The sequence below is a fragment of the Stenotrophomonas sp. PS02301 genome (genome assembly GCF_029959485.1).
Lineage (GTDB): Bacteria > Pseudomonadota > Gammaproteobacteria > Xanthomonadales > Xanthomonadaceae > Stenotrophomonas > Stenotrophomonas maltophilia_Z.
Genome location: NZ_JASCOO010000098.1, coordinates 1 through 15,597, shown reverse-complemented (window position 1 = coordinate 15,597; position 15,597 = coordinate 1). Strand labels below are relative to the sequence as shown.

Sequence of the window (15,597 nt, the reverse complement as noted above, 5' to 3'; positions counted from 1 at the left end):
GGCCGGCTCCTCATGTACCAAACGCGCATCCGGGCTTGCGGACGGTAATGCGTGGAGCCGGCCAGCGGCCGGCACTACCCGGAAACAGAACGTCCCGGCAGGTACCGACCGTCGGTCGGTACCGTGCATCCTCAGGCTTTCATCGTTCCGGTATCCAGCCACCGCTGGTGCCACGACAGCGCTTCGGGCAGCAGATGCGGGGTGTGCTTGCCATAGCTCTCGCGGCTGGCGCGGTCGAAGTAATCGTTTAACTGATCGCGGAAATCCGGATGCGCGCAGTTGTCGATCACCACCCGCGCGCGCTTGCGCGGGGTCAGCCCGCGCAGATCGGCCAGGCCCTGTTCGGTGACGATCACCGACACATCGTGTTCGGTGTGATCCACGTGGCTGACCATCGGCACGATCGCCGAGATGCTGCCGTTCTTCGCCGTCGAAGGACTCAGGAACGCGGACAGGAAGCCGTTGCGCGCGAAGTCACCCGAGCCGCCGATGCCGTTCATGATCCGGCTGCCCATCACGTGGGTCGAGTTGACGTTGCCGTACAGGTCGGCCTCGATCATGCCGTTCATGCCGATGCAGCCCAGGCGGCGCACCAGCTCCGGATGGTTCGAGATCTCCTGCGTGCGCATGATGATGCGCTCGCGGTAGAAATCGATGTGTTCCTTGAAGGTCTCGTTCGCCTGCGGGCTCAGCGCGAAGCCGGTGCACGAGGCGTAACTCAGCACGCCATCGCGCAGCAGATCGAGCATGCCGTCCTGGATCACCTCGGTGAACGCGCTCAGATCGCGGAAGCCGCTCTTGGCCAGCCCGGCCAGCACCGCGTTGGGGATGTTGCCCACGCCGCTCTGCAGCGGCAGCAGATTGGCCGGCAGGCGGCCCTTGGCCACTTCGTGCTTGAGGAATTCGATCAGGTATTGCGCGATCTGCTCGCTGGTGGTGTCGATCGGGCTGAACGGACTGTTGCGGTCCGGGCCGTTGGTACGCACCACGGCGACGATCTTGTCCGGGTCGCAGCGCAGCGCGGTCTCACCGATGCGGTCGTTGGCGTGCACCAGCGGGATCGGCTTGCGGTGCGGCGGCAGCGCGGTGCCGTAGTAGATGTCATGCATGCCGTCCACGCCGGCCGGCTGCCATTCGTTGACCTCGACGATCACCTTCTTGGCCAGGTCCAACCAGGTCTTGTTGTTGCCGACCGAGGTGGAGGGCACCAGCGAGCCGTCCTCGCGGATCGCCGAGACCTCGATCACCGCAGTATCGATATCGCCATAGAAGCCGAACCACACGTGCTGGGCGACATGGCTGAGGTGGATATCGATGTAATCCAGCTTGCCCTCGTTGATGCGGTTGCGCGCATCCGGGTCGCTCTGGAAGGGCATGCGCATCGCGATGCCATCGGCCTTGGCCAGCGCGCCATCCAGCTCCGGCGCGGTCGAGGCGCCGGTCATCAGGCTGATCTGGAAGGGCAGGCCCTGGGCGTGCACCGCTTCGATGCGCTGCGCCAGCGCGACCGGCACCGCCTTGGGATAACCTGAACCGGTAAAGCCGCTCATGGCGACGGTTTCACCCGGCTGGATCAGGGCGGCGGCGGCTTCAGCGGAGACAACGCGGTCACGCAGACGCGCGTTTGCAATGCGATCGACAGACATGACGACAACGTTTTTGGGGGGATCGCCATTATCGGCGATCCATGCAGCGGGAGGGGTTCTACCTTGGTGGGATGGCGTTTTCACATCGGCGCCTCCCTGTTCAGGTTTGCCGCCTACTTCTGTACCCGCAAGTATTGTTTTGCAGTGCAGCGTGCAAGTTCGTCGCCGACCCTAGAAGATCGACCTGCATCCCGACGTGGGGGAGGGAGCAGAGCCCGCTGGCAGTTCGCTGCAAGCGGGCTTTTTTATTTCACCATGACTCCAGCACCGAAATTCGCTGGACTACGCTACAGCCCGATACAGCAGGTTTATCAATGACTTAAGCGAGTTCAACATATGCCGGTGCTTTCCGAAACCTGACCTGACTTCCGACCGCCTGACTCCTATCCGGCCCTTGGAATCCAGGTCTTTCCAAGGAGTCATCATGGCTAAGATCAAACTCACTAAGTCCGCTGTCGATGCGGCGCAACCCCAGGCAGAGGCCGTCGAACTCCGGGACACGCTGGTCCCCGGCTTCCTGTGCAAGATTACCCCGGCGGGTCGCAAGGTGTTCATGCTCCAGTACCGGACGAACGCTGGCGAGCGCCGCAAGCCCTCGCTAGGACTGTACGGGGAGCTGACCGTCGAACAGGCGCGGTCGCTGGCGCAGGAATGGCTGGCCCAAGTCCGCCGAGGCGGAGATCCCGCCGCAGAGAAGGCGGAGGCGCGCCAGGCACCTACGGTCAAGGAGCTATGCACGAAGTTCATGGAGGACTACTCCAAGAAGCGCAACAAGCTCAGCACCCAAGCCGGCTATCAGGCTGTCATCAATCGCAACATTATTCCGCTGCTGGGACGCAAGAAAGTTCAGGACGTGAAGCGTCCTGAAATCGCCGGACTGATGGAAAAGCTTTCGTACAAGCAGACCGAGGCGAACAAGGTATTCAGCGTCTTGCGCAAGATGTTCAACATGGCCGAGGTATGGGGCTATCGGCCCGACGGTACCAACCCTTGCCGTCACGTCCCGATGTTCCCTGCCGGCAAATCGACTCACCTCATCAGCGACGAAGAAATGGGCAACCTGTTCCGACAGCTCGACAAGATCGAGTCGGAGGGGCTGGAGAACTACGTCATCCCTTTGGGAATCCGCCTGCAGTTCGAGTTCGCCGGCCGCCGCTCGGAAATCATCGCGCTGGAATGGAACTGGGTTGACTTGCAGAACCGGCGCGTCGTCTGGCCTGACAGCAAGACAGGCGGCATGTCTAAGCCCATGAGCGAGGAAGCCTATCGGCTACTCTCGACGGCACCCCGGCAGGAGGGTAGCCGCTATGTGCTGCCTTCTCCTAGCCACGCTGGCAAGCATCTAACCACGGGCGAGTATTACGGTGGCTGGAGCCGTGCGCTCAAGGCGGCTGGCGCTACGCACGTGGGCACGCACGGCATCCGCCACCGTTCGGCGACCGACATTGCCAATTCGGGCATCCCGGTCAAGGTCGGCATGGCGCTAACGGCGCACAAGACCGTCGTCATGTTCATGCGCTACGTCCACACCGAGGATAAGCCGGTGCGAGAGGCGGCCGAACTGGTGGCGAATCGGCGTAAGACGATCACCGGGATGCAGGGAGCCAAGGAGGTGGCCGCATGACCCGGCGCAAGGCATCCGTCTCAGCGCCAGCAGCGCCGCCCGCGCTGCTGGGCGACATCCGGGCACTGATCGAAGCGTCGCGCCAGCGCGTCGCCTCGGCGGTCAATGCCGAGCTGACATTGCTGTTCTGGCGCATTGGCCAGCGCATCCATACGGAAGTGCTTGCCGGGCAGCGGGCCGGGTACGGCGACGAAATCCTGCCGACCCTGGCGGCGCAGCTTGTCCGCGACTACGGACGTAGCTTCGCGGACAAGAACCTGCGCCGGATGGTGCAGTTCGCCGCCACCTTCTCGGACGAGCCAATTGTCGTGACGCTGTCACGACAATTGAGCTGGTCGCATTTCGTGGCGCTGCTGCCGCTAAAAGACCCGCTCCAGCGGGACTACTACGTGCAAATGGCCAGCGCCGAACGCTGGAGCGTGCGGACGCTACGCGAGCGCATCGACTCGATGCTATACGAGCGCACGGCGCTGTCCAAGAAGCCGGACGAGACGATCACGCAAGAGCTGGCGGCGATGCGCGATGCGCAGCGCATGTCGCCGGCGCTGGTCATGCGCGACCCGTACATCCTCGACTTCCTGGGCCTGCGCGATACCTGGCAGGAAGGCGACCTGGAAGCCGCGATCATCCGCGAAATGGAGTCTTTTTTGCTGGAGTTGGGCGCGGGCTTCTCTTTCCTAGCCCGGCAGAAACGCATCCAGATCGACGACGAGGATTTCCACCTGGACCTGCTGTTCTATAACCGCAAGCTGCGGCGGCTGGTGGCGGTGGAGTTGAAGATCGGCGAGTTCAAGGCAGCATACAAGGGGCAGATGGAGCTTTATTTGCGTTGGCTCGACAAGCACGAACGCGAACCGGAGGAAGCCTCGCCGCTGGGCATCATTCTTTGTACCGGCAAGAAGTCAGAGCAGATCGAGTTGCTGGAGCTGGACAAGTCGGGCATCCACGTAGCCGAATACCTGACGACCCTGCCGCCGCGTGCGGTGCTGGGGGAGCGGTTGCAGCAGGCGACCGAACGGGCGCGGTTGCAGATCGAGCAGCGGCAGCCTGGCGAGAAGTCCTGACAGCAGCATCTGTCCAACCGTACACCCAAACCACAGCACGAGCATGTGGCAACGGATCTCTTGCTCTATCGAGGCTCCATGCTAGTGTGGAATCGCCATAGGCCGATAAGGAACTGGCCTGCGGCTCAAGGATGCGCTGGGGCTAGTGGGCGCGAGCGCCCAATCACATGATTATCGCGGGCAGCAGCGCCATGTTCTATGCCGATCGCTGTTTTAATTAAATATCTCAAACTATAAAGTCAGTTAATTTTTTCAAAATATTCACGAATCAAGTCATCATTTTTTAAATACGAATCGAGAACCTGAAACAGAAAAAGATCCCCGCTAATATTTATATCAAACGGGATCATTGAGTTATCTATTTTGAATGTCTTTATTTTTCTATGCCCCTTGATGTTGGCATTGCTCAATCTTTCTTGATAGCTATCCAACGTATATACGATAAATTCGTGATCCAAGTGAGTTATAAAAAAATCATCGCCTTTTGAACTGTATTCAAGATGGATGACTTGCGTTACGACGTCGTCGCCTGCCACCTCAAAGTCCTCCATCAATTCTTCAAAAGTCAAACTTAGCTTCTCTGCGTCATGGTGAATCCATAGATTGTTCTCATATTTATCGGTGGAGTAGAACTTTGACAATCTAGGAAGGGAAGATATTTTCAATCGCAACGGAGCGCCAAACTCCATCTCCTCCATTGCAGGGACATAATCGGAGACGTAATCAATCCTGAATGCTATTTCGGACAGCATTCCTTTTTCAATGAGTTCCTCGATAGAGGTAAGCAGCTTCCTCGGAACTTTTATCCAGAAGTGTCGCCCTATGCGTTCATCGCGTATTGTCTGACTATCCTTGTCGTTGAATATCTGAATATTCTCGTTCAGGCTGACAAGACTATATTTAGAGAACTGAGCATCTTCCTTTCTTATGTCAATTCCAATTTTCTCGTACTCACGTTCAACTACCTTGGAATATTTTAGCTCCAGCATCTCAGCCCTCCCCATGATTGATTGGTGCTTGGAATAAAAAATGCAGCCAATGCGATAATTTGCGTAATTTTCTTTTATGTACGAAACACCATCTTCGTCATGGATATGCTTGTAGGAATTGTTGAGAATTTCTAGCGATCCCGGATACTCGTTGAGATAATTATTTAAGTAGTCCATTAAATGCTGGATTGTCTTTATAGCCAATCGCTTGTCCACTAGATCAAGCTGTGGCCCATAAAACTTGGCTGCGTTTGGATGGTCGCGTTTGGCTTCAAATTCTTTCAGAATGGCCGCCTTTTCATTCATGCAGCCCTCCGTATAAGCACGCATTACGTCTGCCTGAAAGCTCTCATTTGCCAGAGAGGTTTGGATGAGGGGAAGCAATTTCTTGACAAAGATCGGGTCTTTATTAAGAAAGACGTAGCAAAATTTCCCAAAGCTGAATAACGCGATTTTTTCCGAAGAAAATTCATTGATTTCTTCAAAGATATTTTTCATATTTTTTACTCAACTCGCCGTAGTCCAAATAGTAAGCGACGGAACCTTGAGCGTCTCCACTTTGTGGATCGCGCTGCTCCACGTTCGCTATTCGCTCATCCCTGACGGGACTGGCATTCGCCAGCCCTCCACGGCCCGACACTGTGATCCGGGCCTGCGCGCTCCGCTTGCATGTTGAGCTGGCGACAGCAGGGCATGCAGAGCGAGCCGCGCGCAGATGATTCAGCCAAACGCTAAACAAAGCTGTAGGGCATCCCATAGAGAGCGCGGTTGCGCTACTCGTGATTTCTATGGAATTTGATCGTATCCAAAACTGCATGAGGCAAGCTTGCGAGTTACTTGATACTCTTCGCCAGAATACTGGCGAACTCGACCTCGTTCCGAAACAAGGTGCAGGTTCTTCCTTGCCCGCGAACCAATGACATACAGCAATTTCATCGCGCTTTCTTGACCGTTCGGATCATTGAAATGCGGCACCATATCTTCTAATAATGCATAAGCGATCACTGCATCGAACTCGGCTCCCTTGACGCCGTGTATCGTCGAGATGGTGATTCCAGTCCTATGCTGAAATACCTTCCTGAATGTCTCAATATCGCCTATAAATTCGCTACCTTCACTCTTCAATCGATTTACCCGGGCTTGCGAACTATCGAAGAAGGCAACGTGATGCTCTTGAAGCAGCGTGAAAAGGCGAAAGTCGATTGCTAAGTTTGCAAACAGACGCTCGAAAAATGCGCTCAAGTAGGTAAGACCATCTGTTTCATCGATCTTAATTGCATTGCACTCCCTCAACAAGGACCTCCGCGTGAGCTTCGACACGCTAGCCCCGGCCGCCTCTAGGTCATTCAGAATCTCCCCGGCCCACCGCAGTCTGCGCACATACATTCCCGGCGATGCCTGAGTAAGTGCAATCTTAGAAAGCCTGTACCAGAAATTCTCTGTGTCCCGTGCAAAGGGAACCATACCGGGGCCATCGAATGAGTACTCCGGCATGCTGGCGACCAAACGACGTGTCATGCTTGCAAGATGCGTCCACTGTGGCGCGAGAATGCACACCTCGTGAGGTGAGATGCCCATAGTCTCAATGTTGAAACGGATGAGCCGGATGAGCTCAGCGTCCAGATCATTTTTGCTCACTGTGTCGTCGAATGAAATAAGGCTTGGGTACGCCTTGTCCTCGGATGCGGCTTCGATGCGTGTGTTGTGAACGTTGTAGTTTCCGAAGTACTCAATGATGCGCTCAGAAGAACGGTAGTTCCGCGACAGTTCGAGTTCGTCCAAATCGATATTGGCCATCGCCTTGAAATCCTCGAAGGCAATCGGATATCCGCCAAGCGATTGATAAATCGCCTGGTTAGGATCTCCGACAATAAAGGCCTTGGTCGCACCTTGACCAGCTTTCAGAATGGCGGTGATGATCGAATACTGAATTCGTTTGGTGTCCTGATACTCGTCGATCAGCACGAAAGAGAACAACTGTGCCAGAAGAGTGCTGATCGCAGGATGACGTGCGATCAGTTGGTACGCATAGTAAAGAATGAGCTCAAAGTCTAGCTGCCGACTTTCGTGCAGAATCTCAAAATACTTGCCCAATATGACGTGAAGACCCGAATGCTTCCAATCTTGTGGGCAGGAGAGCACATATCCAGTTTCGGTGTAATAAAACTCACAATCCCAGAATGTTATTTTTGGCTTCTGGTAAGGCTTGCACAATGCCTCCAGGATTTTCTCGCGCTCATGCTGATCGATCACACGGAAGCCTCGATCCAACGCTTCGTGATAGATGCCGTACGGTTTCAATATCCATTCAAGACAGAACGAATGTATCGTTCCTATCCATAATCGGGATGTATCCACCCCAAGGCTCTCAATGCGCTCGTGGATTTCGTCGGCGGCACGGTGCGTATAAGTGATGGCAACGACAAACTGCTTGTTCGATTTCAGCCTGGACAACTCATAGGCGATTTTGTAGGTGAGCGTGCGCGTTTTCCCGCTGCCCGGGCAAGCGATGAGAAAGACGCTCCCTGGCTTCAGAATGGCTGCTTCCTGCTCGGGATTCAGATCATCTTTGTTCCACATGAACATGATCAGAACACCGCGAGTACATCGTTGATGCGATCATCTGGGAACGTGGCAAGCATCTCGTTTCGGATGCCGACGAAGTCGATGTCTCCATTTCGGAAGGCCAGCAGCTTGGCCCTAAAGTCGTCGAATACGGCAGACGCAGTGAAGATATCTTCTGCATCGATGTAGTTCACGCGGTAGCTCAGCACGTTAAACCAGACTTCCTTAGTGACCACCGGATGCGCAAAAGCGATGGCGTCCAAGATGTACTTCGGAATGGCGGTCTGCGGATCGATCTTCTTTCCCAGCAAGATGGCAAACCATCCCTTGCCGTAGTTGTCCGCCATGGTCAATGCGCGCTGACCGAACAACGCGATGTCCGCTGATTCGAGCTCCGCCTTGGCCGTCGCGATGGTTGGTGCATCCTTGTAGACATCAGGAAGGATGCCGACCACCTTACGCGCATTGCCGGCGGCAATGAAGTCGACCTCGAAGGTATGGGGGGCAAAGAATGGAGAAACCCACCCGTTATCTTTGAAGGTGTCTTCCAATAACGCTTTCCTGGCGACCCCTTTTTCCTGGGATGCCTGATACTTGCCCTTGCGCCGGAGCAGCCCTTCGGAGTCTCCCGCCGCCGGCGTTGTGTCAATGATGGACTTGTCAAGGTCGGTGACGATGCTGCACCGCTTCCGGATTCGGGCATCATCGAAAAGAACCGCGACGTTCTGAAATCCAGTGCTGCGGATATTAATTAAACTGATGCCGAGTTCATCAAGGCTGACGCCTAGCACGTTCTTGATCAGGATCGGAACGAGAATTTCTTCTGCATCGCCCTCCACTAAGAGGACGCTCTTGGCAAACAACAAGTTGCTACGGACAGCATCCAGGTAGCGTTGAATGTTGCCGATCTCTTCTGGGTTTAGGCCAATTGCAGGCTGGTATGCCTCGCAACGATCACCTTCTCTGCCGAGGATGTTCACGTTCTGAACATTGCTGACCTCAGAGATGTGCGTCGAATGGGTCGAATAAATGATCTGTGTGTCGTCGTATTTGAGCTTGTCGAACAGTGTTTTCTGGATATGTGTGTGAATGTGAGCTTCCGGCTCTTCGATAAGCAGAAAGTTGGCGATCGACTGTTTAGCCTTTTGATACTTGAATTCAAGCAGTTTCAACGTGAGGAATATCAGGTTTGCTCCACCAAGGCTCAGCTCGTGGATCGGTCCTTCGTGGCTCTCCCCCGATTCGCCAACGAACAGCTTGAGCGACTGGAACAACTTGTCAGCTTCGTCTGGCAGATCCGACTTGATAGAAAGAGAAGACGGCGAATACGCCTCACCCGCCGCATCCTTGATGGTGTCTCTGATATCCGTCCGGACGACCTGCACGTCTGGCAACGCTTCGATGGAGTCATTCAATGCCTTTACCCCGTCGGTGATAGCCTGGAACGCCACGGGGTCGATATCGCCGCTCTTGCCCTTCAGAAGCGAAAAGAGCGGATTTGTCCGGTTGTTGTGAAATTCGGAGACGACGTCCCGTAGCGCCTGGACGAAAGTGAACGAAATTTCTTTGGAGACGGACAGCACGTTCGGAATCTTCGCGCCGATAACACGAAATTCAACCTCTTCATTGAATCGAACATTCGCGAAGTCGCCGACCACATCCTTATAGAAGGCCTCGTCGTTGAAGTCGGCTTCACTCCGACCTGTGAAAATCGTTTCATAGTCGTCGATGGTGACCGGGTTCAGGATAGCGTCGAGGCCTGCCTGATCACCATCGTTCAATTGAGAAAGTCGCAGCCTGATTTCCTTCTTCGGACGAAAGATCAGGTTGTAAGTGGCCTTGCCGTTCGCCTCTTCCTCAATTACGCCCGTCCCATGTCGGAAGAGCGCCTGCACTGATTCATCCGCAGAGATTTCCTCAAACTCAAGACTGATGATGATCCAATGTCCCTGCCAGCGCCCTAGGCCGCGATGAAAGTCGGTATGCTCCAGCCGGTAGGCAGAGCGAATCATGTTGTCATCAAGCAGCAATCTGATTGCGCGAAAGAGATTGGTTTTGCCAGATCCATTTTCGCCGATGACAGTGTTGATACCCTTCTGGAACAGCAGCTTCGTGTTGGGAAAGTTCCGGTAGTTGACCAGGCTGAGCTTGGATATATGCATTTGATTCAATCTTGTTGTTGAAATCCACATGCCGATCGGCCGATGGATTGGTTGAACACTGCAGCCATTGATCCCAACTACGGAATGGCCAACTGTCAGTTGGTTTTAGAACGGCACCGTGTCTAAGGTAGGAATCGGTTGGAGCGCATTTTTAATCTCGGTTAGCCTTGCAAGTAGTTCATCGAAAGTCACGATCACGATCTCTGCGAACGCATTTCGAACGAGCTCGAATGACTTTCTTTGCTGATGCTCTTGTGGCGTCATGCCAGCGACAACTATGCAGCGAACCGCATAGCTGTGGAGGTCGTATCGGTTCATGTTATTTTTTATGACGGGTAGTTCACTCTGCAATTTGAAACGCTGATCTAGAATTTGAGCAATCGCTCCACCCAATTCTGTCGATGGGCCAAAAACATCATCTCCACGATAGGGAGATTTTCCTAGCAGTTCGGTTTGCGGCTTTTTTATCTCAATGAGGCCAAGATTGCCCGTGGAAGCGGATGCGTATAGAAAATCTGAAAATTTTCCGCCGGACCCGTTAAGTCGCTTGCCACCTGCATAAGCTTGCCCCTGAACCAGCATGGCTGGAACGGCAAATGCAAGACTAAGTATGAAAGGATTTTCCAGAAAGAAGCTTTGCCACTTGCTTTCCGTCAGTCCTTTTCCAAGCATTTCCTGGTATCGCTCAATCAGTTGATTCAGTGTGATGAGCTCAATATCATTCTTTAATGCCAGCAGCGAGCGCGGCTCAGATTCCGCCAGTGCTTCTATATTGTCTTGAACCATGCGAACAGCGGCGCGCCGATCACGCTTGGAAAGCGTCACATGCTGCCGCCCACCATCGGTCATTTCCGTTAGTGCATCAGGTCTTACGCTCTTCTTTAGAGCGGGAAATTGTGCTGAATCGGCAGCATGTAATAAGGTCTGGTAGACATGAAATTGCTTGTCCTTGCGCGCGTCTCTCTGGTGGCGAGAGGCTATGCGATTTAATTCTTTTCTTAATTCATGAAATCTTCTTATTCCGAGAATAAAGAATGGCGAATCAATTTTCGCGTCATTTCCTTTGTGGACAATGAGTATGCTTACGTTTTCTAAGCTGGCGGCTGTTTCGCAAATTTGCCGATATTCCCACAGAAGCCCCAAACCGAATCGAAAATCTTTGGCAAACCCATCCGGCAACTGCTCAAGAAGCCCAACGACATCGTCAGTAGTCTCTGGCAGTATGTAGGGCTCGATAACAGGCCGAGCGACGACGATGCGTTCAAGGGTGCCGTATTTAGGTTGCAGGTAATCGTCGCGATCTTCTCGAATATTAAGAGGCCAAATGGTCAATCTGTCTGGACACACATTGAGCAGTCTCGCTATTGGCGAATCCGGCTTGCGCTCCGCTGCGGGAATATCAGTGAAGAAAACGTTAATGCCTTCCTCTTCCGGTTCGGCTGCTTCAATGACAAGGAAGGGGCCGCCGTCCAAACGCTCACGTTGATTGAATGCTGAAGGTCTGATAGATGCCATGAACTATTCTTGATCCCTACTGTTCAGAGAAACGATTTGCGGGCCTTGCCTCAGCGCAACCTTATGGTGCCTTCCGATCAGAATCGGACGACACACGATTGATGTCAAAGGGGAGTGCCTTATCTGCCGCGATTCGGGTCAGCAGCATCCGAATCGCATCCGAAATTGATAACCCCATTTCAGCCAGAACAACAGTTGCGGCTTCTTTAATCTGCCCGTCAATCCGGGCACGAACGACGTCGTTACTTGCCATTGTTGCGCTCACAATAGATGTAGCTACATTGTGGCTCATAAGTACTATTGCGTCACTTACATTTTGTTGTGAACAGTAGAGCATCCCGGCGTGCCGCCGTCGGGCTCGCGGGCGTTGCCCCGCGCCTCGTGCCGAGTCGCGGCCATGCGGCTTTGATCCCTGATGCCTCCGGCCGTCTCTTCGCTCCTGGCCTGCGCGCGGCGCTTGCCCTCCAGGGGATCGGCTGGACAGCCCATCCCCGCCGCGCCTTGCTTGGCGCCCCTCGCATGCACCGAACAGGTTGCACCTGATCGACCAACAGCCATCCAGCTAGGCGTGCCGCTGGCACGCAGGGGCGCTCGCCGCGCGGCGTTGGTTTCAGCGCACCCCCTGGCCCATTGGCCGCTGTTCGTCTTTCCCCAAGTTCATCGCTTTTTCCCGCGACCGTAGCCCGCGGTGCCTGGCCGTCAAGGCGCGCAGGGCCGAGTCCTCGCTGCGCTGCGGGCCGCACCAACCCTGCGCTTCTCCCTTGACGGCCAGTCCCTCGCTGGCCCGGTTTTTCGCGGGCGATGAACTCAGGAAAGACGGCGGCAAACAGGACCGGCCCAGGTCTCTGCGCCGAACCAACCGAAGCCACAACGGGCTCCGAATCTTGGAATCCGGTCAGCTTTGAAACCACAGCAACTCATTGGAGAAAACCATGCAACTCGCATCTCGATTCGCTTCCCATTCCCCGACGCTGCGCAGTGACTACCCGCTGTCCGACGACCAAATCCGCCGCGTAGCCCCGTCCATCTTCGCGGAGGCCCCGCACGATAGCCGCTCCGAACGGTACGCCTACATTCCCACCGCCGCCGTGCTGGCGGAACTGCGCAAGGAAGGGTTTGAACCCTTCATGGCAGCGCAAACCCGCGTGCGGCACGACGACCGCCGCGACTACACCAAACACATGATTCGCCTGCGCCATGCCAGTCAGATCAACGGCGCGGAAGCCAATGAAATCGTGCTGCTGAACTCGCACGACGGCACCAGCAGCTATCAGATGCTGGCCGGAATGTTCCGGTTCGTTTGCAGCAATGGCCTTGTGTGCGGCGATACCGTGGCCGATGTGCGCGTGCCGCACAAGGGCGACGTGGCCGGTTCTGTCATCGAAGGCGCTTTCGAGGTGTTGAGCGGCTTCGAACGCGTGAAGGAATCCCGCGACCTGATGCGCGCTATCACGCTGGACGAAGGCGAAGCCGAAGTGTTCGCCCGTTCCGCGCTGGCCCTCAAGTACGACCCCACCGATAACAAGCCCGCGCCCATCACGGAAAGCCAAATCCTGATGCCGCGCCGGTTCGACGACCGCCGCCCGGACTTGTGGAGCGTGTTCAACCGCACCCAAGAAAACCTGACCAAAGGCGGATTGCATGGCCGCAGCGCCAACGGACGCCGCCAGCAGACCCGCCCCGTGCAGGGCATTGATTCCGATGTGCGCCTCAATCGCGCCCTCTGGATGTTGGCCGATGGCCTGCGCCAGTTGAAGGCCTGATTCCCCACGCGGCAGGGGCAGGCAGCAGCCCTTGCCGCTTTCTTCGCTGCTGCATCCCTGAACCGATAGGAGTTATCACCATGAACGCCATTACCCAAACCGAAGCCCGCGCCCTCAACACCGCCGCCGCTATCCCGCTGGAAGCCGCCGACCCGACCAAGAACCTGATTTTGGTTCCGCTGTCGCGGCTGGTGTCGCGTCCTGCTGGCCGCAACGTGCGCAAGACCCCGCGCATGTCCATTCCCGAACTCGCCGCGAGCATTCAGCGTGTCGGCCTGCTGCAAAACCTCATCGTCATTGCCGCCGCCGATGGCGAGCATTACGAAGTCGTGGCCGGTGGCCGCAGGCTGGCCGCGTTGAAGCTGCTGGCGAAGAAGCGCCGCATCAGCAAGGAATGGGAAGTGCCTTGCCTGTTGGTGGCCGATGGCACCGCCCGCACGGCCAGCCTCACCGAGAACGTGCAGCGCGAAGCCATGCACCCCGCCGACCAGTTCGAGGCATTCGCCGCGCTGGTGGCCGAAGGCCGACCCATCGAGGACATAGCCGCCGATTTCAGCGTCACGCCGCTGGTGGTGCAGCGCCGCTTGAAGCTGGCGAACGTCTCGCCCCGGCTGCTGGCCGACTACCGCGCCGAAGCCGTGACGCTCGATCAGTTGATGGCCCTTGCCATCACCGACGACCACGCCGCGCAGGAAACCGCGTTCTACGACGCGCCGACGTGGCAGCGCAACCCTTCCCAATTGCGCGACCGCCTCACCGAGCGCGAGATTGACGCATACCGGCATCCGCTGGTGCGTTTCGTGGGGCTGGATACCTACGGAGCCGCAGGCGGTGGTGTGCGCCGTGACCTGTTCGCGGAAGGTGACGCGGGCGTGTATCTGACCGATGCCGCGCTGCTGGAACGGCTGGCGCAAGACAAGCTGGCAGGTATCGCCGCCGAGGTGAAGGACGAAGGCTGGGCGTGGGTGGATGCCACCCCCGCCGTGACCCATGCCGACCTGCACGCCTTCCAGCGTGCGCCGAGGGAGCGCCGCGAACCGAACAAGCGCGAAGCGCAGCGCATCGAGAAGCTGCAAACCAAGATGCACGAACTGGCCGCCGCCGTGGATGACGCGCTTGATACCGAGGACGAGGAAAAGGCCGATGCCTTGCAGGAAGAAGGCGAAGCCGTGGGCGAGCAGTTGCAGGCGCTGGAAGATGGCTTGCAGGACTACGGCACGACCGTGAAGGCCGCAGCCGGTGCCATCGTCACCATCGACCGCAACGGGCAGGCAGTGATTCATCGCGGGTTGATGCGCGAGGCCGAGGCCAAGGCGCTGCGCACACTGGAACGCCTGCGCCAAGGTTTCGGCAGCGAAAGCGAAGCCGGGAACGACGACGAAGGCGAGGACGACGAGCAGCCCAAGACCGCCGCCATGTCCGACAAGCTGGCGCAGCGGTTGAGCGCCCACCGCACCGCCGCGCTGCAAATCGAAGTCGCCCGGCATCCGCAAGTGGCGCTGGCCGCGCTGGTGCATGGCATGGTGCAGACCGTCTTGCAGGGCAGCCACTACGGCCACGACTTGCCGCTGGGCGTGAGCCTGAAAGCGCAAGACCGGCTGGAAGGCATCGCCCCGGATATACCGGATTCGCCCGCCGCCGTGGCGCTGCGCGAGTTGCAGCAGGTAGCAGGCGAAGGCTTGCCGGAGGACAGCGCCGAACTGTTCGCCGTGCTGCTAGCGAAGTCGCAAGATGAACTGGTGCGGCTGCTGGCGATATCCGTGGCCGTCACGGTGGACGTGGTGACACCCCGCGCCACGCCGCAGCAACCGGGCGCGGAACTGGCGCAGGCTGTCGGCTTGGACATGGCCGCATGGTGGAAGCCCACCAATGAGGGTTATTTCCGGCATGTGCCGAAGGCCGCGATTCTGGAAGCCGTGGAGCAGTACGCCCCGGCGCACGTCACCCGGCTGGCGAAGTTGAAGAAGGCCGACATTGCCAGCGAAGCCGAGCGGCTGGCCGATGGCACCGGCTGGATGCCTGCCATCTTCAAGGCCGAAGGCACCGACGACACCACGGCGCAGGATGCGCCGCAGGCGGTGACGAACGACGAGCCGGAAGCCATCGACAACGACGACGAGCAGCAGGCCCACGCACTCGCCGCCTGACCTTCACCACCACCGAGCGCCCCGGTTTCGGCCGGGGCGCTTCGCTGTTCCATCAGCATCGGCCCCAGGCCGGTCTCGTATACACATCTCCGCGCCCACGCGACCAACCCCCCACTCGCCGG

10 protein-coding genes are annotated in these 15,597 nt (G+C 56.9%); 4 read left to right on the top strand and 6 right to left on the bottom strand.

Annotation, left to right across the window (positions count from 1 at the left end):
* Positions 1-131 precede the first annotated feature (131 nt).
* Positions 132-1,646 (bottom strand): acetyl-CoA hydrolase/transferase family protein, encoded by a 1,515-nt coding sequence (locus QMX81_RS17665; protein WP_070471520.1) that lies wholly within the window; start codon positions 1,644-1,646, stop codon positions 132-134.
* A gap of 424 nt (positions 1,647-2,070) precedes the next feature.
* Here QMX81_RS17665 and QMX81_RS17660 point away from each other — a divergent pair, with 424 nt between their 5' ends.
* Together QMX81_RS17660 and QMX81_RS17655 are read left to right on the top strand one after the other, a co-directional pair.
* The gene (locus QMX81_RS17660) at positions 2,071-3,270 is read left to right on the top strand and encodes a site-specific integrase (protein WP_004883034.1); all 1,200 of its coding nucleotides are present in this window, start codon (positions 2,071-2,073) and stop codon (positions 3,268-3,270) included.
* Positions 3,267-4,334, top strand: a complete 1,068-nt coding sequence (locus QMX81_RS17655) for a PDDEXK nuclease domain-containing protein (RefSeq protein WP_004883035.1) — start codon at positions 3,267-3,269, stop codon at positions 4,332-4,334. Before QMX81_RS17660 ends, QMX81_RS17655 begins: the two co-directional genes overlap by 4 nt.
* A 239-nt stretch (positions 4,335-4,573) precedes the next feature.
* On the opposite strand, the gene QMX81_RS17650 is transcribed toward QMX81_RS17655, so the two are convergent.
* The 5 genes from QMX81_RS17650 to QMX81_RS17630 form a co-directional block, all read right to left on the bottom strand.
* Complete coding sequence (locus QMX81_RS17650) at positions 4,574-5,821, bottom strand: hypothetical protein (RefSeq protein ID WP_004883036.1); 1,248 nt, start codon at positions 5,819-5,821, stop codon at positions 4,574-4,576.
* Positions 5,822-6,109: 288 nt separating this feature from the next.
* The gene (locus QMX81_RS17645; RefSeq protein ID WP_004883039.1) at positions 6,110-7,909 is read right to left on the bottom strand and encodes an ATP-dependent helicase; all 1,800 of its coding nucleotides are present in this window, start codon (positions 7,907-7,909) and stop codon (positions 6,110-6,112) included.
* A 2-nt stretch (positions 7,910-7,911) separates the two neighbouring features.
* A complete protein-coding gene (locus tag QMX81_RS17640) occupies positions 7,912-10,050 on the bottom strand; it encodes an AAA family ATPase (protein ID WP_004883041.1) in 2,139 nt (712 codons plus the stop codon).
* Positions 10,051-10,155: 105 nt separating this feature from the next.
* Positions 10,156-11,565, bottom strand: a complete 1,410-nt coding sequence (locus tag QMX81_RS17635) for a Shedu immune nuclease family protein (RefSeq protein WP_004883043.1) — start codon at positions 11,563-11,565, stop codon at positions 10,156-10,158.
* Between the two features lie 61 nt (positions 11,566-11,626).
* Positions 11,627-11,818 carry a type II toxin-antitoxin system RelB/DinJ family antitoxin gene (locus tag QMX81_RS17630; RefSeq protein WP_004883046.1) on the bottom strand — a complete coding sequence of 64 codons (192 nt, stop codon included), beginning with the start codon at positions 11,816-11,818 and terminating at the stop codon, positions 11,627-11,629.
* A gap of 679 nt (positions 11,819-12,497) precedes the next feature.
* Between QMX81_RS17630 and QMX81_RS17625 the strand changes: the two genes are divergently transcribed.
* Both QMX81_RS17625 and QMX81_RS17620 read left to right on the top strand, forming a co-directional pair.
* Positions 12,498-13,328 (top strand): DUF932 domain-containing protein, encoded by an 831-nt coding sequence (locus QMX81_RS17625; protein WP_004883049.1) that lies wholly within the window; start codon positions 12,498-12,500, stop codon positions 13,326-13,328.
* Between the two features lie 80 nt (positions 13,329-13,408).
* A complete protein-coding gene (locus QMX81_RS17620) occupies positions 13,409-15,475 on the top strand; it encodes a ParB/RepB/Spo0J family partition protein (RefSeq protein WP_004883050.1) in 2,067 nt (688 codons plus the stop codon).
* The last annotated feature ends 122 nt before the right edge of the window (positions 15,476-15,597 follow it).